Source organism: Actinomadura miaoliensis, assembly GCF_039536785.1.
Lineage (GTDB): Bacteria > Actinomycetota > Actinomycetes > Streptosporangiales > Streptosporangiaceae > Spirillospora > Spirillospora miaoliensis.
Genome location: NZ_BAAAZG010000001.1, coordinates 115,236 through 135,146, shown reverse-complemented (window position 1 = coordinate 135,146; position 19,911 = coordinate 115,236). Strand labels below are relative to the sequence as shown.

Annotated in this window: 18 protein-coding genes and 1 pseudogene; 14 read left to right on the top strand and 5 right to left on the bottom strand. The window is 71.1% G+C overall.

Going from position 1 to position 19,911, the window contains the following annotated elements:
* Window positions 1-5 precede the first annotated feature (5 nt).
* The 8 genes and pseudogenes from ABD811_RS00640 (at window position 6) to ABD811_RS00610 (ending at window position 6,508) form a co-directional block, all read left to right on the top strand.
* Window positions 6-995 carry a DMT family transporter gene (locus ABD811_RS00640; protein WP_344939255.1) on the top strand — a complete coding sequence of 330 codons (990 nt, stop codon included), beginning with the start codon at window positions 6-8 and terminating at the stop codon, window positions 993-995.
* Between the two features lie 71 nt (window positions 996-1,066).
* Window positions 1,067-2,011 carry a LysR family transcriptional regulator gene (locus tag ABD811_RS00635; RefSeq protein WP_344939252.1) on the top strand — a complete coding sequence of 315 codons (945 nt, stop codon included), beginning with the start codon at window positions 1,067-1,069 and terminating at the stop codon, window positions 2,009-2,011.
* Between the two features lie 248 nt (window positions 2,012-2,259).
* Entirely contained in the window at window positions 2,260-2,736 is a 477-nt protein-coding gene (locus ABD811_RS00630) for a MarR family winged helix-turn-helix transcriptional regulator (protein WP_344939249.1), read from the top strand.
* Between the two features lie 52 nt (window positions 2,737-2,788).
* Complete coding sequence (locus ABD811_RS00625; protein WP_344941026.1) at window positions 2,789-3,766, top strand: zinc-binding dehydrogenase; 978 nt, start codon at window positions 2,789-2,791, stop codon at window positions 3,764-3,766.
* A 90-nt stretch (window positions 3,767-3,856) separates the two neighbouring features.
* Window positions 3,857-4,765, top strand: a complete 909-nt coding sequence (locus ABD811_RS00620; protein ID WP_344939246.1) for an NmrA family NAD(P)-binding protein — start codon at window positions 3,857-3,859, stop codon at window positions 4,763-4,765.
* 1,157 nt (window positions 4,766-5,922) lie between these two features.
* Window positions 5,923-6,051: a hypothetical protein gene (locus ABD811_RS00615; RefSeq protein WP_344939242.1), complete on the top strand. Its 129-nt coding sequence runs from the start codon at window positions 5,923-5,925 to the stop codon at window positions 6,049-6,051.
* Between the two features lie 99 nt (window positions 6,052-6,150).
* Window positions 6,151-6,348: pseudogene (locus ABD811_RS43795) on the top strand (phytanoyl-CoA dioxygenase family protein); the annotation flags it as partial.
* Window positions 6,349-6,373: 25 nt separating this feature from the next.
* A complete protein-coding gene (locus ABD811_RS00610) occupies window positions 6,374-6,508 on the top strand; it encodes a hypothetical protein (protein ID WP_344939239.1) in 135 nt (44 codons plus the stop codon).
* A 49-nt stretch (window positions 6,509-6,557) separates the two neighbouring features.
* Here ABD811_RS00610 and ABD811_RS00605 read toward each other — a convergent pair whose 3' ends face one another.
* Entirely contained in the window at window positions 6,558-8,105 is a 1,548-nt protein-coding gene (locus tag ABD811_RS00605; RefSeq protein WP_344939235.1) for a PucR family transcriptional regulator, read from the bottom strand.
* A complete protein-coding gene (locus ABD811_RS00600) occupies window positions 8,096-9,181 on the bottom strand; it encodes an S-methyl thiohydantoin desulfurase family protein (RefSeq protein WP_344939232.1) in 1,086 nt (361 codons plus the stop codon). Before ABD811_RS00600 ends, ABD811_RS00605 begins: the two co-directional genes overlap by 10 nt.
* 132 nt (window positions 9,182-9,313) lie before the next feature.
* Here ABD811_RS00600 and ABD811_RS00595 point away from each other — a divergent pair, with 132 nt between their 5' ends.
* The 5 genes from ABD811_RS00595 to ABD811_RS00575 all read left to right on the top strand — a co-directional run bounded on the left by ABD811_RS00595 (window position 9,314) and on the right by ABD811_RS00575 (window position 14,332).
* A complete protein-coding gene (locus ABD811_RS00595; protein WP_344939229.1) occupies window positions 9,314-10,648 on the top strand; it encodes a purine-cytosine permease family protein in 1,335 nt (444 codons plus the stop codon).
* Between the two features lie 2 nt (window positions 10,649-10,650).
* A complete protein-coding gene (locus ABD811_RS00590; protein ID WP_344939226.1) occupies window positions 10,651-12,195 on the top strand; it encodes a hydantoinase/oxoprolinase N-terminal domain-containing protein in 1,545 nt (514 codons plus the stop codon).
* 43 nt (window positions 12,196-12,238) lie between these two features.
* Window positions 12,239-13,333: an S-methyl thiohydantoin desulfurase family protein gene (locus ABD811_RS00585; RefSeq protein ID WP_344939223.1), complete on the top strand. Its 1,095-nt coding sequence runs from the start codon at window positions 12,239-12,241 to the stop codon at window positions 13,331-13,333.
* 43 nt (window positions 13,334-13,376) lie between these two features.
* Window positions 13,377-14,099 carry an SDR family oxidoreductase gene (locus ABD811_RS00580; protein ID WP_344939219.1) on the top strand — a complete coding sequence of 241 codons (723 nt, stop codon included), beginning with the start codon at window positions 13,377-13,379 and terminating at the stop codon, window positions 14,097-14,099.
* A gap of 74 nt (window positions 14,100-14,173) precedes the next feature.
* Entirely contained in the window at window positions 14,174-14,332 is a 159-nt protein-coding gene (locus ABD811_RS00575) for a hypothetical protein (RefSeq protein WP_344939216.1), read from the top strand.
* A gap of 63 nt (window positions 14,333-14,395) precedes the next feature.
* Here the strand turns inward: ABD811_RS00575 and ABD811_RS43790 are convergent, their stop codons facing one another.
* A complete protein-coding gene (locus ABD811_RS43790) occupies window positions 14,396-14,803 on the bottom strand; it encodes a LysR substrate-binding domain-containing protein (protein ID WP_425549357.1) in 408 nt (135 codons plus the stop codon).
* A 684-nt stretch (window positions 14,804-15,487) separates the two neighbouring features.
* Here ABD811_RS43790 and ABD811_RS00570 point away from each other — a divergent pair.
* Window positions 15,488-17,935: a hypothetical protein gene (locus ABD811_RS00570; RefSeq protein ID WP_344939213.1), complete on the top strand. Its 2,448-nt coding sequence runs from the start codon at window positions 15,488-15,490 to the stop codon at window positions 17,933-17,935.
* 262 nt (window positions 17,936-18,197) lie between these two features.
* Here ABD811_RS00570 and ABD811_RS00565 read toward each other — a convergent pair whose 3' ends face one another.
* On the bottom strand, window positions 18,198-18,977 hold the full coding sequence (locus ABD811_RS00565; RefSeq protein WP_344939210.1) for an SDR family NAD(P)-dependent oxidoreductase: 780 nt from the start codon (window positions 18,975-18,977) through the stop codon (window positions 18,198-18,200).
* Window positions 18,977-19,858: an NAD(P)-dependent oxidoreductase gene (locus ABD811_RS00560; protein WP_344939207.1), complete on the bottom strand. Its 882-nt coding sequence runs from the start codon at window positions 19,856-19,858 to the stop codon at window positions 18,977-18,979. Before ABD811_RS00560 ends, ABD811_RS00565 begins: the two co-directional genes overlap by 1 nt.
* Window positions 19,859-19,911 lie beyond the last annotated feature (53 nt).

Sequence of the window (19,911 nt, the reverse complement as noted above, 5' to 3'; positions counted from 1 at the left end):
ACTAAATGGATCTTTTCATTCCGGGCGAGGATGCTGGACGCATGTTCCCGCGCATCGTCTCCCCCCACATCCTTGCTCTGGCCGGCACTGTCGTGCTGTGGGCCTCGGCCTTCCCTGCCATCCGGGTCGGTATCGACGGCCTGGGGGTGGAGGCGCTGTCGTTCCTGCGGATCGCGATCGCGGCCGTGGCGCTGCTGCTGATGGCGCCGCCGGCGAAGGTCCGTCTGCCCCGGCGCCATGATCTGCCCATGATCGCCTTGTGCGGGGCCACCGGCATCACCGCCTACCAGATCCTGCTCAACTGGGGCGAAGTAGAGGTGGCGGCCGGGACGGCGAGCCTGCTGATCGCGACCGCCCCCGTCTTCAGCGTGCTGCTGGGAAGCCTCTTCCTCAAAGAGCGGCTGAGCCGAAACATCATCCTCGGCAGCATCGTGGCAATCGCCGGCGCGGCCATCGTCAGTCTGGCCGCGGGCACCGGAGGTTTCAGCGTCTCCGCTCTCATCGTCCTGGCCGCCGCCATAGTCCAGGGGGTGTACCACTTCGCCACCAAGCCCCTGCTGCGCCGCTACACCGGCCTGGAGGTCGCCACCTACGCGATGGTCGCAGGCACCGTCTTCGCTCTGCCGCTGATCCCCGCCACCTGGCACGCAACCCTGCAGGCACCGGCCGATGCGCTGGCCTCCGCCGTCTACCTGGGCCTGCTTCCCTCTGCGCTCGGCTTCGTCATCTGGGCCTATGCTGTTGCCCGCCTGCCGCTCGCGGCCTCCACGGCTGCCCTGTACCTGGTGCCGCCGGTGGCCCTGGTCATCTCCCTCGTCTGGCTGGGCGAGGTACCCCACCCCATCGAGCTGGTGGGCGGAGCGGTCAGCGTCGCGGGAGTGATCCTGATCAACCGGCGCAAGCAGGCGCAGCGCCCCTCCGCTCCCGAGGGCGGGGACGCGTCCAAGGCCGCCTCTGGCCGCCGAGCGGCCGACCACCCCGTATCGACACGGTGAAAACGCCGGTCGCACGGCACCCGCTGCGTCGTTGAACCCTCGCCAGCCCCGAACCGAGCAAGGAGCCGTCCGTGCTTGACGTACGCCGTCTGCGCATCCTCCAGCACCTCGCCGCATACGGGACCGTCGCGGCCACCGCGGAGGCCCTGCACCTGACGCCACCGGCCGTCTCCCAGCACCTCGCCGCCTTGCAGAAGGAGGCCGGCATGCCTGTGGTGGAGAAGCGGGGACGCACACTGCGACTGACCGCGGCCGGGGAACTGCTGGTGGCCCACGCCGAGATCATCCTGGCGGAACTCGCGGCAGCCGAGTCCGGCCTGGCCGCCCTGCAAAGCGGCCGGCACGGCATCGTGCGGATCACCGCCTTCGCCTCCGCAGCCCGCACCCTCATCCCACCCCTGTGGCAACGCCTCGCCGACACCGATGCCGCCCCGGCCCTGTCGCTGCGACTGTCCGTCCAGGAACCCGACGAAGCCCTCGACGAACTGCGCAAGCGCTCAACCGACCTCGCCCTGGTCCACAGCTACACCGTGCTGCCGCGCAGCTTCCCCGCCGCCTGCGAGCAAGCCGTCCTCATGGAGGAACCGGTGCTGCTCGCCCTGCACCCCCACCAGGCCGACGCGCTGGGACTGGCGGCCGGACAGCCGGCGGACCTGTCCCGGACGGCGCATCTGCCGTGGCTGACCCCGGGGCCGGAGACCTCCTGCTACGAGATGATCCAACGTGCCTGCGGCGCGGCCGGTTTCGTCCCGGACATCAGGGTCCGCAGCAGCGATTTCTCTGTGCTGGCGGCCCTGGTGGCCGCAGGAGCGGGTGCCGCCCTCATTCCCCGTATGGCACTGCCGGGCACCGCCGCGTCACTCAGCCTCCACCCGCTGGTCCATCCCGTCTCCCGGACCATCTTCACCGTCAGCCGTGCGGGAACCGGCAAACACCCCGACCTGCGGCGCGTGCTGGAACTGCTCCATGACCCGGCCACGGCCCCCGGCACCATCGACAGCGCACCACGCGACTGATCGGCGATGATCGCCAGAGATCACGCCTCCCGCTGGAGGAGGAGCTGACCGGGGTCCACGTAGGCGACATCGCCTCCGACGTGGAGTGACTGCATAAACGGTCCACGCCGCCGTTCCGCCATAGCCGCGGCCGACGAGTCCCCAGGCGACGCCGCTTTGGCGTGTATCCGGGCCACGCCCCCTGCACCGGTCGCGCCTTCATATATAGTTGGTTTGGGTCAACCAACTAATTGGGCGAGGGTGCCGGGATGGAAGGTACGGCGGGGAACGGGGACGACCGGCTGCCGGAGGCCACCGAACGGGTGGCGGCGGCGCTGGCCACGGTGGGCAACTGGATGTTCGCACCGGCGACGCGGCGACGCATCATGGCGGCCTCCGGGCTGGAGCTGTCACTGGGGGACTATACGCTGCTCGCGCAGATCTCCCTGCACGCGCCGGTGCGGTTGTCGGTGCTGGCCGAGCTGATGGAGGTGGACAAGTCCACGCTCTCGCCCCCCGCCAAGCGCCTGGAGGCGCGCGGATTCATCGAGCGGCAGCTCGACCCGGCCGACGCCCGGGCGCAGTTGGTGAGTGTCACGCGGGAGGGCAAGCGCGCCATCCGCGAGCTCTGGAAGGCCCGGACGACTGCCGTCGCCGCCCTCCTGGAGGGCTGGGAACCGTCCGACATCGAGCATCTGGCCGACGGTCTCACCGCCTTCGCCGAGGCGATCAAGAAAGGCGCATGACTTCACCGCCGGTCCGCAGGGCCGTGCGTCGACACTGAACGGAGTGAGCACCATGCGTGCTGTTGTGCTGCGTGAATTCGGGCCACCGGCCCGTTTGACCATCGGGGAGGTGCCCGAACCTCGGCCTGGGGCGGGGCAGGTCACCGTACGGGTGGCCGCCGTTGGCGTCCAGTTTATGGAGACCCAGGTGCGCTCGGGAACGTTGCGCGGCGCGCTGGGCGGCGCCAGCATGCCGGTCGTTCTCGGCAAGGAGATCGCCGGAGAGGTCGCGGAGGTCGGCCCCGGAGGCGATCCCGCCCTCGTCACTCGGGTCCTTGCCAGCACCTCGGGGACGGGCGGGTACGCCGAAATGGCCGCCGTACCCGCCGATTCGCTCATCCCGATTCCGGCGGGGCTCGGCCTGCACGACGCCGTCGCGCTCTACCGGTACGGGGCCACAGCCCAGGGCCTGATTCGTGCGGCGCGGGTGGCCCCTGGTGATCGTGTGCTGGTTCAGGCCGCCGCCGGTGCCGTCGGCACGGTTTTGGTGCAGTTGCTCACGCGGGCGGGCGCAAGGGTCGTCGGCGCGGCGCGTGGTGAACGCAAGCTCGACCTCGTCTCCGGGCTTGGTGTCGGCCATGCCGTCGACTACTCGCTGCCCGGCTGGACCGATCGGGTCCGTGAAGCGGTGGGCGGTTCGGTGGAGGTGGTGTTCGACCACATCGGCGGGACGCTCGGAAAGGAGGCGTTCGGGCTGCTCACCCCGGGCTCCGGCCGGCAGGTCGTGTTCGGCTTCTCCAGCGGCGCGCCGCTGGAGGTCGCGCCCATGGAGCTGATGGGCCGGGGACTGACCGTCAGCGGATTCAGCGCGGGCCGCATCTGGAGCCGGCCCGCTTTCGCCCGCGAGTTGGTGACCGAGGTGCTCGACCTGGCCGCCGCCGGGAGGCTCACGCCGGTGATCGGTCAGCGGTTCCCCCTGGAAAAAGCAGCCGACGCGCACGCCGCCGTCGAGGCGCGCGACACGCTCGGCAAGACCCTGCTCATTCCCTGAGTCCTGCGCGGACTCCCCAAAGACGCCCAAGAGCCGTTACCCGGCCTGGGTGAAGTACCGATCTGTTCTGAACAAAAGGAGTCAGTAAACGTGTCCACTTCCCCCAAGGTCTTCGTGGCCGGTGCCACGGGACTGCTCGGAAGCCAGATCATCAGCGCCCTTCTCGACCGGGGCGCGCCCGTCCGAGCCCTGGTACGGCCCGGTGCCGACGCGGACAAGAAGACCGCGCTCGCAGCGCTGCGGTCGCGCGGCCTGGAGGTGGTCGAAGGCGACGTCACCGACTCGGCCGAGGCGCTGGCCGAGGCCGTCGGCGACGCCGCCACCGTCATCTCGGCCGTGCAAGGTGGCCCCGAGGTGATCGTGGACGGCCAGGCCAATCTGGCGCGCGCCGCCGCGAAGGCCGGTGCCCGCCGGTTCATCCCCTCCGACTTCGCCATCGACGTGACCAAGCTGGAGGACGGCGACAACTTCATGATCGACTGGCGTCGCCGGGCCGCCGCCGAGTACGCCCACGCCGGTCTTGAGGTGATCTCCGTGCTCAACGGCGCTTTCTACGAAGTGATGGTCGGTTTCATGGGGCTGGTCGACTGGGATCGGGGCACCCTGTCGCACTGGGGCGACCCCGATCAGCCGCTCGACCTGACTTCGGTGTCCGATACCGCGGCCTACACCGCCGCCGTCGCCCTCGACCCGAAGGCCACCGGCACGCTGCGTTTCGCCGGTCAAGTGCTGTCGATGCGGCAGTTCCACGAGGCCGTCCAGCGCGGCTCGGGCCGCACCCTGGAACTGCGGCACCTCGGTACCGCCGACGAGTTGCGCGCGGAGATCGAACGCCAAGCCTCCCGAACCCAGAACCCGTTCGACTACGTCGCTCTCCAGTACCAGTGGTGCATGGTGACCGGAAAGGCCAAGTTCGACGCCCTCGACAACGACAGGTACCCACAGATCACGCCGACTTCGGTGACCGACTTCGTTCGCGCGGCCGCACCCACGGCCTGATTCGCGGCGATTCCAGGCCGGGCAGGACCCGCTGTCAGACATGACAGGACGCTGGGCCGGAACCGCTCCGTTCCGGCCCAGCGTGCCGACGTGGGCGTTTCACGTGCGGACGGTCGTCGGGCTCGTCCACTCCCTTCTGGATCTGGCACGACGATCCATCTGGCTTGGGCGGCGGAGGTGAGCGCTACCGGCCCTGATCTTCTTGGCCGCCGGGCCGGGTCGGTGGTGCGCTGAGGTCCAGGCGCTGGTCAGTACGCAGCCCCGCGGTGTCTTTCTGCCGTTCCGGCCGGTCCCCACCAGCACGCAACACCGGCCACGCCCTCGCGCTCGCCCCAAAGCAGCGCCGTCAGCCGGAACGGTGCGACGACGGCTGCACATGACCCCGTCCATCGCGCCACCCGACCGCTCCAGATGACACCGATCTGAGTGACACCGATCTACTGACGCCTGACAGCCCCGCCACAGCAAAGCCACCGCCGCCAGAAGTGTCACGCGAACAACAGAGCGGCGTGTTCTCCATTTCCGGACTTCCCAGACCAGTCGGCAGCAGGCCGCCGAGCTGCGTGCGCAGGAGGCCCACCAGCAGTCCATCGCCGCCGCGGAGCAGGACCGCACCCACGCCAAGTGGTTCCCTGCCCGCATGTACGGGCCGATGTGTCCTCGGCCGCCGACAGTTCCGGGCGGCTGTGGGTTACCAGTGCTCGGCCTGGATCACCCCCGACGACACCCAGGACGCTCAGGAAGGCGCGGCCCGATGACCACGCGCCTCGTCCCCGACCTGGACCAAGAGATCACCGGTGTCCTGGCCGCCACCGAAGAGGTGCTGATCGCCCTCAGCCCGGACGGCGCCGACGACGGTGACGACGTGGCGCTACCCGCGCTGCTGGCCGACGATGTCGCCTTGGACGCCGTGCGGCGGCTGTGGGACGTGCTGGCGCCACCCAGGGCGCCAGCAGCGCTGGGTACACGGGGCGGCTGCTGGCCCCCGACGGCCGCTACGAGTACCTGCCGCTGCGCACGGTCGAGGTCGACGCCGGAGACGTCCTGGCGAAGGGCTGGGCCGACATGTCCCCGGAGTCATCTCCCGGGCGAACGCCGCCAGGTTCGCCCGAGCCGCGCCGGCGGTCCGGCACACCGTCCGCGACAACCATGACGGCATGATCTTCACGCAGCTACTCCAGCTGTGGCGGCAGGACGCAACGCTGCGCGAACTCACCCTGCACTTGGGCCTTGCGGCCATCGCCACCCGACTGGCGGGGATCCCGCTGCGCACGACCAAGTGCTGATCAAGGAGCCGCACAACGGGGCCGCCGCCGAGGTCCACAGGATCAGCCGTACTGGCCCTACACCGGCTCGCGGCACGCGCTGTCCGCCTGGGGGCGCTGGTGGACGTCCCGGTCGACAGGGGCTGCATGACCTTCATCCCGGGCTCCCAGCACCTGGACGGGCCGCAGGACCGACCACGCCGACATGTTCACCTGGCGCCCGAACTGGAAGGGGAGCACCGCGTCACCGTTACCCTGCGGGCGGGCGACTGCACGTTCCACAACTCCCGGCTCGTGCACAGCGCCACACCGAACCTCACCGGAGGACCCTCGCATCGCCCACGTGATCATCTACGTGGACGCCGACCTTACTTTCGCGCCCGAACCCTCCCACCCCGTCACCGGCCCGCTCGGCCTGACCGCGGGCGACCCGCTGCCCGACGAGCACTTCCCCCGCTTCACCGGCGACCACGAGTGACCGCCCCGCGAGCACCGTAGGGGTCAGCCTTTGGGATCGTAGGTCGCGCTCAGTCCTTGGCGAGCCGGTACAACCGGCAGGCGAGTTGGAGGGAGAGTCGATCGTCCGGGTCGCTCAGCGGAGTACCCAAGAGCGCTTCCGCCCGCTGGATCCGCCGGGTGACGGTGTTGCGGTGCAGGCCGAGCCGCTGTGCGGCCGCCGACGCCGAGCAGCCGGTGTCCAGGTAGCACTCCACCGTCTCCAGGAGCGTCTCGCGTCCGTGGCGCAGCAGCGGGGCGAGCATCTGCTCGGCCTCCTGCCGGGCGGTCGAGGAGCCGTACCAGTCGAGCAGCATGCGTTTCGTGCCCAGGTGTTCGCTGTGCTGGACCGTGCCGGGCTTCTTGGTGGCCGCGGCCACCAGCGAGGCGTTCCGGGCGTCGGTGAGGGTGAGCGCCAGTCCGGTGGGGCCGGCGGAGGCGCGGCCGATGCCCGCGACGATCGGCGGGGCGTTCGCGGCGCCGTGGTAGTCGGCGAGCGCACGCTCCACCGCCTCGGTGATCGTCGCACTGTCGGCGGCCGGTGCCTCGTCGGTGTGCCAGCCCGACCAGCCGCCCGCCTGTTCCACCAGCCGTCCCTCCAGCCCGTGCGCCCTGAGGCAGTTGGTGAGGACCGCGGTGACGGTGACAGGCGCCGGGATGGACGTGCCGATCAGCGTGAAGTGGATTCCGGAGTGCCACCCATGGAGCCGCCAGCCGAGCCGCGCGGCCTGGCCGGCCAGATGCCGCGGCAGCGGACCCTCGTGGCCGAGGATCTGGGTGAGGAGCTCGCCGCGCACGCGGGCGTCCCGCTCGGCGGTGAGGCGTTCGGCGGCGAACCATGCCGCCGCGTACGGCACGGCGATGTCGAGCAGTCCCAGCGCCGCGTCACGCCAGAGGGGGCCCGTCCGCTCGCACTGGGAGATCATCCACAGGCGGGAGTCGTCGGTGCCGGGGACCGGGCACAGGGCGGTGGACACCTGGCCGTCGCGCTCGGCGATCGGTACCGCGGGCTCGGTCGGCGTCGGGACGGCGTGCCGGGGCGCCCGGCCCGCCAGCACGGTTCCGTCGGCCGTCGACAAGGACGTGCGCGCGTCCAGCAGAGAGTCCAGTACGGCCAGGACCTCGTCCAGTGATCCGGTGGTGCGGAGTCTGGCGGCACCGGTGGCGAGCCGTCGGCCGACGGCGACCTGCGGCGCGTGGACGAGGGCCAGCAGCTCGGCCGTCAGAACGGGCGGCGCGACGTCCGGCGCGGCCACGACCGGCAGGCCGAGCCGGTCCGTGAGCCGCACGGTCGACAGGGCGGGATCGAAGGGGCCGCCGGCGACGACCAGCAGCCGTCCGTTGCGCGCGTGCAGGCGCCGGCAGACGATCTCCACCAGGTGATCGCGGCGGTAGGCGCTGGTCGCACCGCCGAGATCGAACACCGCCGCGGTGCCGTACGGCGCGTCGCCGAGCTCGGGACCGGTCACCACGAGCATGACGTCATGGACGGCGGCGTCGAGACCCGTCCGGCCGCCGATGACCGTGCCGTCGCGGAGCCTGTCGTGGGCCAGCAGGTCACCGACCGTGATCACGCGCATGGCCGGGCGCCCCCTCCGCCGCCGGCGGTCACCAGATCGTCGGGCAGGTCCAGGCCGAACGCCTCCGGGCCCATGAGACGGCGCGTCGCGGGATCGCCGAGCGCCGCCGGCGCGGGCACCGCCAGGACGTCGACGTGCTGGCCGACCGCCACCTCCTCGGTGAAGATCGGGCGCCAGGTGCGCGCGTGCAGCAGCGCGATGATCTCCGGAACGTGGGCCGTGACGACGCCGTCGTCGATGGCCAGCAGGTACTCGTCGGCCATGTCGAGCCGCAGCGTCCGGCGTCCGGCGGTGTTCTCGATGGTGACCGTGCCGGTGTGCGCCGCGCCGCCGCGCTGGCGCACCTCGATCACCACGCCCGTGCCGAGCCGCCGGCCGTTCATGTGTGCGAGTGCCCGGTCGCGTTCGTCGGCATGGCGCCGCGCGTGGCGCAGGGCCCGGCCGAGGCGGAGCGCGCGGCTGACGGTGCCGTGCAGGGCGTGCCGCCGCGAGGTCGAGGCGCGCATGGGCCACTGGGCGGTGGCGGCCCAGCCGCCGAGTGCCGGCAGGACCGCGCGGGCGAGCCGTTCCAGGCTCGCGCCCTCGGGAGCAGTGATGATCATCTGGGTGCCGGACGGTTCGGCCAGCGCCAGCGGCGCCGGCGGCAGCCCGGCCAGGTCGAAGACCGTCTGGTCGAGGCGTGGGAAAGCGCGGCCCATCCCGTCGGCGTCGACGAGCGGCAGGCCCAGCCACGCGGCCGCGGCGACGGGCAGCAGGGCGTTGATTCCGGCGGCCTCCAGTCCGTGGAGGGCGGCCGCCCGGACGCCCAGATGCCGCTCCATCGCGCGTACCGCGGCGACGAACTCGGTGTCGCCGGGCAGCCGCTCGACCATGACGCTGACCGCTCCGATCGCCGCGACGGGGATCACCCAGGCGTCGGGGGCGAGTTCGTCCGCGCGTACCAGCCGGACCGGGCCGTGACGGTCGAGGGCGTGACGCATCAGGGCCGCGCCGTGCGTGGTGTCGCCTCCGCCGCCGGCGCCGAGCAACGCCGCGCCCTCCGCCAGATCCGCCGCATCCGCAGCGCTGATTCGCACCCGTGAAAGATAACAGCGCCGGTGCAACCTGCACCTTCCGGCGTGAACACCGGTGCACATCGCTCATTCCATGGCCGCCACCCGCGGCCTTAGCGTGCATCCACGTCACCCCACCCCATGCCGGAGGCCCCCATGCCCCCTACGGATCGCGCGGAACTCACCGCGAGCCAGGCGGCGATCGGCAACGACGACTTCGCCCTGCGGCGCGTACCCCGGCACGCCCGCCATCATTGGTTCGCCATCGCCGCCCAGCGTTTCGGGCAGGTGTCGGCGCTCTCTCAGTTCATGCTCGGGGCCACGCTCGGCATGGGCATGACGTTCTGGCACGCGGTCGGCGCGATCACGCTCGGCGCGGTGATCCTGGAGATCGTCGCGATCCTGGTCGGCGTGATCGGCGTCCGCGAGGGCCTGTCCACGTCGGTGCTGGCCCGGTGGACCGGGTTCGGCGGGTACGGCGCCGCGCTGATCGGGCTCACCATAGCGATCAGCCTCGTCGGCTGGTTCGGCGTGCAGAACGCGGTCTTCGCCGAAGGGCTGCACGAACTGCTCGGCGGCCTGCCGCTGTGGGCGTGGACGGTCGTCGCCGGCGCGTTCGTCACGGCCATCGTCGTGTACGGGATCGGCGGGATGCGCTGGATCGCGTTCGTGACGGTGCCCCTGTTCCTGGCGCTCGCCGGGTGGTCGATCGTCTCGGAGCTGTCCCGGCACTCGCTGGGCGCGCTGATCTCCTCGCCCGCCCCCGGGCCGCCCCTGAGCCTGACGGCCGCCGCCACCCTGGTGGCGGGCAGCTTCATCGCCGGGGCGGTGATCACCCCGGACATGACCCGCTACAACCGCGGGGTCGCCGACGTGGTCAAGCAGACCGTCATCGGCATCACGCTCGGCGAGTACGTGATCGGCCTCATCGGCGTGCTGCTCGCGCACGCGACGGGGACCGGGAACGTGGTCTCGATCGTGACCTCGACCAGCGGCCCGGTCGGCACGGTCGTCCTCATCGCCGCGACCCTGAAGATCAACGACTGGAACCTGTACTCGTCGTCGCTGGGCCTGGTCAACGTCATCCACACGCTGACAGGCCGCCGGACCAGCCGCGTCCTGGTGACGATCGGGCTCGGCGCCGCCGGGACGCTGCTGGCCGCGATCGGCATCCTCGACCGCTTCACCGACTTCCTGACCCTGCTCGGCGTCGCCATACCGCCCATCGCCGGGATCATGGTCGCCGAATACTTCGTCATCCGGCGCTGGCGGCCCGACCTGGACGCGGCCGGGGACACGGTGCCCTCCCGGGCGCCCGGCTGGGTGCCCGCCACCATGGTGGTCTGGTCGGGCGCCTTCCTCGTCGGCGAGTACGTCGCCTGGGGCGTCCCCGCGTTGAATTCCCTGATCGTCGCGTTCGTCGGCTACGTGGTCGCGGGCAGGCTCGGCCTCACCCGCGGCACCGGCGTCGCACTGGAAAGGAGCAACTGAGCGTGCGTATCGGAATCGATGTCGGCGGCACCAACACGGACGCCGTCCTGATGGCCGGATCGTCGGTGTTGGCCGAGGTCAAGACGTCGACGACCGAGGACGTGACCGCCGGAGTCGTCACGGCGCTGCGGGGCCTGGCCGACGCGGGCCGGTTCACGCCGGCCGAGGTCGAGGCCGTCATGATCGGTACGACGCATTTCACCAATGCGATCATCGAGGGGCGCCGGCTGGCACCGACGGCCGCGATCCGGCTCGGCCTGCCCGCCACCCGGGCGCTGCCGCCGATGGTCGACTGGCCCGACCGGCTCCGGTCGGCGCTCGGCGGACACGTGTACCTGTGCCACGGCGGTCACGAGTTCGACGGCCGGACGATCTCGCAGCTGCGGCCCGACGAGATCGCACGAGCCGCCGAGGAGATCGGCCGCGCGGGCGTCCGCTCGGTGGCCATCTCGTCGGTCTTCTCTCCGGCCGGCGCCGACTTCGAGCTGCGGGCGGCCGACATCGTCGCGTCCGTGCTGCCGGACGCCCACATCAGCCTCTCCCATCAGATCGGCCGCATCGGCCTTCTGGAACGGGAGAACGCGACGATCGTCAACGCCTGCCTGCGCGATCTGGCCGACACGATCGTGAACGCCTTCACCGACGCGCTCGCCACCGCGGGCCTGCGCGCGCCGCTCTACCTCTCCCAGAACGACGGCACGCTCATGGACGTCGAGTTCACACGCAAGTACCCGGTCGCGACCTTCGCCTCGGGCCCCACCAACTCGATGCGCGGCGCGGCGCTGCTGTCCGGGCTGTCCGACTGCGCCGTGGTCGACATCGGCGGGACGACCTCGGACGTCGGCATGCTCGCCAACGGGTTCCCGCGCGAGGCCGCGACGGAAGTGGACATCGGCGGCGTGCGCAGCAACTTCCGCATGCCCGACGTGCTGTCCATCGGCATCGGCGGCGGAAGCCGGGTGCGCGAGTCGGGCGTGGGCCCCGACAGCGTCGGCCACGAACTCACCAAGCGCGCCCTCGTCTTCGGCGGGGACACGTTGACCGCCACCGACATCGTCGTCGCCGCCGGTCACGCCGACATCGGTGACAGGTCCCTGGTCCGCCATCTCGACCGCGGCTTCGTGACCGCGGTGCTCGACCGGATCGCGCACGACGTCGCCGACACCGTCGACCGGATGCGCACCTCGCCGGAGCCGATCCCCGTGGTGATCGTGGGCGGAGGCTCCCTCCTCGTACCCGGCGCGCTTCCCGGCTTCGACCAGGTGTGCCGGCCGGATCACTTCGCGGTCGCCAACGCCATCGGCGCCGCGATCGCCCAGATCGGCGGAGAGGTGGACCGCATCTTCGCGATCGGGTCGCGCAGCCGAGAGCAGGTGCTCGACGCGGCCCGGCAGGAGGCCGTCGAGGCGGCGGTCGCGGCCGGCGCCCGGCCGGAGACCGTGCGGATCGTCGAGGTGGAGGACGTCCCGATCGCCTACCTGCCGGGCAACGCCGTGCGCGTCCGGGTCAAGGCCGTCGGCGATCTGCACATGGCGGAGCGAGCATGAACCGGTACACGACGGCCCGGCGGCGGACGAGAGGGGAAGCGCGATGACCGTTCGGCAGATCACGGCGGACCGGATGGCCGACATCGCCCGCGGTGCGGCGATCCTGGGCACCGGCGGCGGCGGCGACCCCTATGTCGGGCGGCTGCTCGCCGAACAGGCCATCCGCCGGCATGGCCCGGTGACGCTGGTGGACATCGAGGACGTCCCGGCCGACGCGGTCGTGGTGCCGGTGGCCATGATGGGCGCGCCCACGGTGATGGTGGAGAAGACGCCCAGCGGCGAGGAGATCCACACGGCGCTCCGCACGCTGCGCGACGCGCTGGGACAGGAGATCACTCACCTGGCGTGCATCGAGGTCGGCGGCATCAACTCGACGATCCCCTTCGTCGCCGCGGCCGAGACCGGGCTGCCGCTGGTGGACGCGGACGCGATGGGCCGGGCCTTCCCGGAACTGCAGATGGTGCTGCCCACCCTCGCCGGAGTCTCCACCTGCCCGCTGGTGCTCACCGACGAGAAGGGCAACAGCACCCTGCTGCGGACGATCGACAACCTGTGGGCCGAGCGGCTCGCCCGGAGCGTCACCGTCGAGATGGGATGCAGCTCGATGACCGTCCAGTGCGTGATGCGCGGCGCGCAACTGCGCGACGCCCTGGTGCCCGGCACGCTGAGCCTGGTCGAGCGGCTGGGCAGGGCCGTACGGGAGGCGCGCGGGCGGCGCGACCCGGTGACCGCGGCCATCGAGATCATGGACGGCCACCTGCTGTTCACCGGCAAGGTGACCGACGTGAGCCGCCGCACGTCCGGCGGATTCGCGCGTGGCACCGCCCGTCTGGCCGGCACCGGGACGCACGACGGCCGGAGCCTGGAGCTGCAGTTCCAGAACGAGCACCTGCTGGCCCAGGTCGACGGGCGCGTCGTCGCCGGAGTCCCCGACCTGATCTGCGTGCTGGAGACCGACAGCGGCGAGCCGGTCACGACGGAGGCCCTGCGCTACGGGTTCCGGGTGAGCGTCATCGGCGCCCCGTGCGACCCGAGGTGGCGTACGGCCGCCGGTCTCGACCTCGTGGGGCCGCGCTACTTCGGCTACGACCACGACTACGTTCCCGTCGAACGGCTGAACGCCCCGTCCCCGCGCTGACCGTCGTCGATGCCCCGCCGGGGCCCAGAGCAAGGAGAAGACAATGACCCAGGACATGACCGGCCGCACAGTTGTGATCATCGGGGGAGGTTCGGGCATCGGCCTGGAGGTCGCCCGCCGCGCGGTCGACCGCGGCGCCGACGTCGTGCTCGGCGGCCGCACCGAAGGGAAGCTGGCCGCCGCGGCGTCCGAGCTCGGCGACGCGGCGAGCTGGCACACGGTCGACACGACCGACACCAGCTCGATCGCCTCCTTCTTCGCCGCCCTCGACCGGGTGGACCACCTGTTCACGCCCGCCGCCTCCTACCAGGTCGGCCCCATGCTGGAGCTGACCGACGAGGCAGCGGCGAGCCCGTTCACCTCGAAGTTCTGGGGCCAGTACCACGCGGTCAGGCACGCGGCGCCGAAACTCTCCGGCGACGGCTCGGTGGTACTGATGGCCGGAGCGGCGAGCGTACGGCCTCCGGCCCCGGCCCCCGCCTACGTCGCGTGCAACGCGGCGATCGAGGGACTCGGCCGCGGGCTCGCGCTCGAACTCGCCCCCGTGCGCGTCAACGTGGTGTCTCCCGGGACGATCGACGGCAACCTGTGGTCCCAACGCCCCGAACAGGTACGGGAGGCGGCGTTCGCCCAGTACCGGCGAGACACCCTGCTGCACCGCCTCGGCACCGAGGGCGAGGTGGCGGACGCGGTCATGTTCCTCTTCACCAATGGCTTCATGACCGGATCGACCCTTTACCCGGACGGAGGATACGCACTGCGCTAGTACTCGCCGGCCCAGGGCCGTTCCCGCCGCTACTACCGGCTCAGTTCGGGGAGCTGCAACGCGCCACCTGCCACATGACCGCCGGGAAACCCGGCCTCGCGGTGGCCGTTCCGCAGGCCCGCCTGACCGGCTTGCCCGGTACCCACCACCGTGACCGCGCCGTCCACCTGGCCCGCCTCGACGCCGCCCACGCCGCCGACCGGCCGCAGCGATCGCCGGGCTCGGCGCGCTGACCGAAGCGCGCCGAGCCGGATCGGTGACCACGCTGGGGGAGCTGCGACGCCTGGGCGACGCTCTCACCACGGCCTGGCCGCGCCAGCCCAAGCCGTAGGTCTGACTGGTCGCTGGCCGCTGGTAGAGCACGGAGTAGCCGAGTTTCCGGGCCACCAGGGAGCGCACGGTCTCGTAGCTCCGGGTGCGGTAGCGGGATCGGGCGCTGTGCCGATGGCAGCCACCAGCGAGCGGAAGTAGTCGCCGCTGTGGGGGAGGTCCAGCAGGACGAGCAGTTCCGTGGACAGTTCGGTCAGCTCCACACTGCCCTCACCGACCAACGGGTGGTCGGCCGAAACGATGACCCGGGCCGGGGCGTGGGCGATCGTCTCGCTTCGCAGATCCGGCTCGGCCGACAGCCCGAGGGTGAGGGCAAAGTCGATGCGTCCCGCCGCCAGAGCCTGGACGAGCTCAACGCACGTTGCAGGCTTCACGACCAGCGTCGACACGGGGGTTGACGGTGCCGATGGGGCATCTTACGCTCCTGGGAAGCGCTATCTGTAAGCGCTTTCCCAGGAGGGTCGATGAAGGGCTCCATCAGTCGTCGGCGCATGCTCACCGCTCTCGGGACGACTGCTGGGGCGACGGGGCTCGGCATTGACCTCTCCGGTCACGCACAAGATGGCGCCCCCAGCCGCCGGCGGTCTTCGACGACGACTACAGCCTGCGGGCCCAGGGGCCTTGGCACGTGCACACCTCAGCCCTCGACGCCTTTGCCGGCGACGAGGTCCCAGCTCCCCTGTCCGGCAAGGCGATGGCTCTGCCGCTCGGCGGCGACAACCCGGACGTCCCGCACCGCGGCAACGCCCGCACCACCCTTGACGAGCTCTCCATCGCCGCGGATGCCACCGCGAGCACGATGTTCTGGAAGGTGCTCGCCGGAGGCGGGCTCGCTCCGCAGGAGCAGGTTCTCGGTGCTGATCGACGGCGGCGAGGCCAGGGCCGGCCTGGCCCGAGCCGACGGCGGTGTCAAGGTCTGTCGGACGTCGACGCGACCGGCGCGGTGGCGGTCGAGGTAGTCGGCTCGTCGCCGTACCGGCTCGGCACCTACCGGATGAGGATCCGGGCCAGATGCCCTGCACCACAGACCGCCGATCGGGCAGCAAAGGAGCAAGGACATGAAGACAGGACGGCGCGTGTTTCTCGCGGGAACGCTGGGAACGGCGCTGGCAGGCGCGGTGTCCGGATGGGCGGCGCCCGGATGGGCGGCGCAAGGTCAGACGGTCGGTACGCTCCGTCTGGACTTCGGCGGCGCGACGCCGGCACCGGCACCGGGCTACGTGCGGATGGGGACTGAGACCTACACCGAGGCACGGGGATACGGCTGGGTCTCGGCGGCCGGACTCGGCATCCGTGACCGGGGCGGTGATGCTCCGCAGCGCGACCTGGTGTTCGGCACCGCTGCCCGCGTGTTCCGGATCGGAAGTCTGGTGCCGGGCCGCTATCGCCTGCGCGTCCTCTCCGGCGACCTGGCGTTCGCCGACCACTTCACCCGGCTGCAGGTACCAGGGGTCGACGGAGGCGAGCCGTTGCCCGTGTTGCATCCGAGCTACGCGCAGTTCGCCGAGCTCACCGCGACGCTCGTCGTACCGGAGGGCGGTACGAGGATCGACATCACCATGGACTCGCCGGCGAACAACTGGGTCGTCAATTCGCTGGTCCTCGAGCCGACGGCGGATCCGGAGCCGGTCCGGGTCACCTTCACTGATGCCCCGATCCCGAGCACCTGGGGGCCGATCCTGGTCTCACCGGACCCGACGGCGCCGCTGCTCGACGGCCACCGATCGCGGTCCGCGGACGACCGAGTCCGCCCCACCGGTCTGCGGCGGGGCGACTACCTGCGGCTGATCGCGAGCGAGGTGGATTTCTGGGAGGCCGAGCAGGACGCCGACGGCGCGATCATCGATCCCTACCTGAACCGTGAGTTCCAGTACAGCACGCCGGCCTTCGCCCACGCTGCCGCGACTCTGGTCGCCTACGCGGGACGGAGGGACCTTCTCAAAGCAGCCGCGCTCGCGCTGGACTGGTCGGCTCGTGAACTCGCGGAGCGCACCGCCGCGGATTCCCACGAGGATTTCTACGCGCCGATGCTCGCCCATGCGATCCGGCTGCTGGAGCCGCATGTACCCCGGGCGCGCGCGGCGGCCTGGAAGAGCGACATCGGCCGGTTCGAGCCGTTCCTCACCTACCGTTCGGCCCTCGGGAGCAGTAACTGGAACATCGTCGCCGCGAGTGGCGAAGCGCTGTTCCAGATGATGGGTCTCCGGACGGCATCCGATCGCTTCCCCGAGGCGAGCTTCGCCGCGCAGGGCGTGCACTTCGACGCTTCCCACGGGCTCTATCTGGAAGGCCCGATGGCTTACGACCACTTCCCCCGCCTCTGGCTCGGAGACCTCATCGGGCGGGGCTACACGGGGCCGTACCGGGCCGAGCTGACCGAGGCCCTGCGTCGTGCGGCTATCACCAGCCTGTTCATGCAGTCGCCGACCGGCGAGCTGCCCGCTGGTGGCAGGTCGGCACACCACCAGTGGAATGAAGCGGAGCAGTGCGTGACCTACGAGGTCTTCGCGGCACGCGCGCTGGCTGCCGGCGACAGCGAGCTGGCGGCGTACTTCAAGCGTGGTGCGCACCTCGCCCTGCGCTCCATGCTCCGTTGGGTGCGCCCGAGCGGGGAGATGCAGATTGTCAAGAACTGGATGGATCCGGCGCAGGGTTTCGGATACGAGTCCTACTCCAGCCACTCGCAGTACAACCTGCTGGCGATGTCGATGCTCGCCATCGCGTACGAACACGCCGCCACGACCGAAGACGTCAAGGAACGGCCCATCCCCGCGGAGACCGGTGGCTACTTGCTGCACATCAAGCCGCTGCACAAGGTCTTCGCGAGCGCCGGTGGCAGCTACGTGGAGGTCGACACCGCTGGCGACCACCACTACGACGCGACCGGATTCATTCGGGCGCACTTCTCGGGTCACTCACCTCAGCTCGGGTCGAGCGACTCGTTGTTGGCCGCGCCGAGGTATCGGGTGCCGAGCGGTCCCACACCGCCGACGACCGGGATGGGGGTGGCGTGGGAGGTCAGCCCCGGCCAGTGGCGCCACTTCGGTGAACTCGATCCGAGTCTGACCCAGGACGTTGTCGTACGTCCGACACGGGTGCGCGGCGACGACGTCAGGTTCACGGTCCGCTACAACGGCGACTTCGGCGGCGGCGTCACGACGGTCGAGGAGCGCTTCGCTGTCACGCCGCGGGAAGCTCGGGTCACCACGATCCTCCACGGCTACGACGGGCCGGTGCGGCGCGTGGTGCCGGTGCTCTCCCACGACGGACGCACTCCCAGCACGATCCAGGTCCAAGGGGACAAGGTGCGTGTCTGGCAGCAGGGCGAACACGGCACCTCCAGGCTCACCTACGACATGCCCGGCGCCACGTCGGTGTGGGTCGGCAGCGAGGAATACGGCAACCACAACGGTCTGATGCGACTCGCCGTCGGCGAGTACGCCGCAGGCGTGGGCGCCGCAGGCATCACTCTCGTCGTCGCCCCGCAAGGCAATAGGCAGATCTAATACGTGAATGGTCCTCAGCTGGGCGGACGACGCATGCGGCCGATGCGGCGACCCGGCAGGCGATCGGCTTCCTGGCCGAGGCGCTCGGAACCCGCTGACAGGCCGAACGGAACGCGGTGGCCCGGCGGTCGGGACCGGGCCACCGCGTCACGTCGCGGGCCGGACGGCGTTCGATCGCTGCGAGCCGATCTTCCGATCGTTCTCGCGGCGCGTCGTCAGGCCCGCGGCAGAGCCATGATTCAGGCGGCCACGTCGGTTCGGTTCAGACGGAGCGGTAGCGCGTGGCGAGTTCCGGACTCTGTGCGCCGAAGGCGGCGAGGTCGGCCTGGAAGACCGCGTCGAGCAGGCCGGCGTCCTCGACGCCCGGGGCGCAGACGGTCTCGCCCAGCTCCAGGCCGCGCAGGCTGGCGGTCACGACGTCGTCGGCCGCCATGCGGGGCAGCGCGCTCATGTCGATGCCCTGGCGCTCGTGGAACTCGGTGGCCACCACACCAGGGCACACGACCTGGACCCGGACTCCCGTGCCCTCGAGTTCCGCGCTCAGGATCTGGGACAGCGCGACGAGGTAGGCCAGGCTTCCGCCGTAGACGGCACGACGGGGCATCTGCGAGTGCGGCGCGGGACCACTGAAGGCGATCATGCCGGAGACGTTGATGATCGTGCCCTCGCCGCGCTCCTGCATACCCGCGACGGCGGCGCGGGTGAGCATCGTGGGCGCGAGAACCTTGACGCCGACGAGTTCGGCGGCCTTGTCGGCGGGGAGCTCGGCGAGCGGCATGTAGTGGGCGACGCCAGCGTTGTTCACCAGCATGGTCAGCGGCTCGGTCGCGCAGATCCGGGCCACCTCGTCGATTCCGTCGCTCGTGGACAGATCGGCGGTGACGGTCCGTACGTCGACCTCCGGGTGCGCGCCGGCGAACTCGTCCAGTCGCTCCTTCCGCCGGCCCACCAGCACCAGGTCGTAGCCGTCCGCGGCCAGGCGTTCGGCGAAAGCCCTGCCGATGCCGGAGGTGGCACCGGTGACGAGTGCGAGTCTGCTCATCATCGTTCCTTTCCGTCGCCGGCCGTCGCGGCCGGGTCCTGTGGGTTCAGCGAGTGCAGCAGCCGGGACAGCCCGCGTGCGCCCGCCATGCCGCGCTCGGTCACCGCGCCGGGGTCCACATCGGCCTCGCGCATCGCGGTGTCGAACAGTTCCATGTCCAGCGCCTCGACGCGGGACAGGTGCTCGACGTTGTCGAGGGTGACCATCGTGTTCAGCAGGGTCAGGGCGGCGCTGGAGGCGCTGCCCAGCTTCAGCACGCCGACCAGCCGCGCCGGGTCCATGCCCAGCTCGGTGGCCAGATCGACGATCTCGGCGATGTTGGCCTGGTTCATCATCAGCAGCGCGTTGTTGAACAGCTTCGCGGTCTGCCCGGCACCCGCGCCGCCGAGATGGACGACGTGGCGGGAGAACGAGGCGAACACGGGCTCGCAGCGCTCCACGGCCGTCCGAGGTCCGCCGACCAGGGTGGTCAGCCGTCGTTCCGCTGCGGCCGGCCGTCCTCCGCTGACCGGTGCGTCCAGGACCTCGACCCCGGCCGGTGCGCAGATCTCGGTCAGCCGCACCGCGTTGGCGGGAAGGCCGGTGCCGTGGTTCACCACGACCGCACCCGGACGCAGGGCCTCCAGCAGTCCGCCCGCGACCAGCTGCAGAACGTCTTCGTCGGTGCTGACGCACAACCCGACGATGTCGCACGACGCGGCCAGATCCCGGATGCCGTCGTGGCGGACGTGCGGCACGCCGCGCAGGCCGTCCAGGGAGGTGGACCGCCTCGCCCAGGCGTGCAGGGGAAAACCCGCCTCGGCGATGGCCGTCGCCATGGGCAGGCCCTGGTCGCCCAGGCCGATGAAACCGACGGGCGGCCGTTCGCGATCGGTGTTCATGGCACAAGGTTGCGACGGCTCGGGACGACCAGCCAGACGCCTGGGCTTCCTAG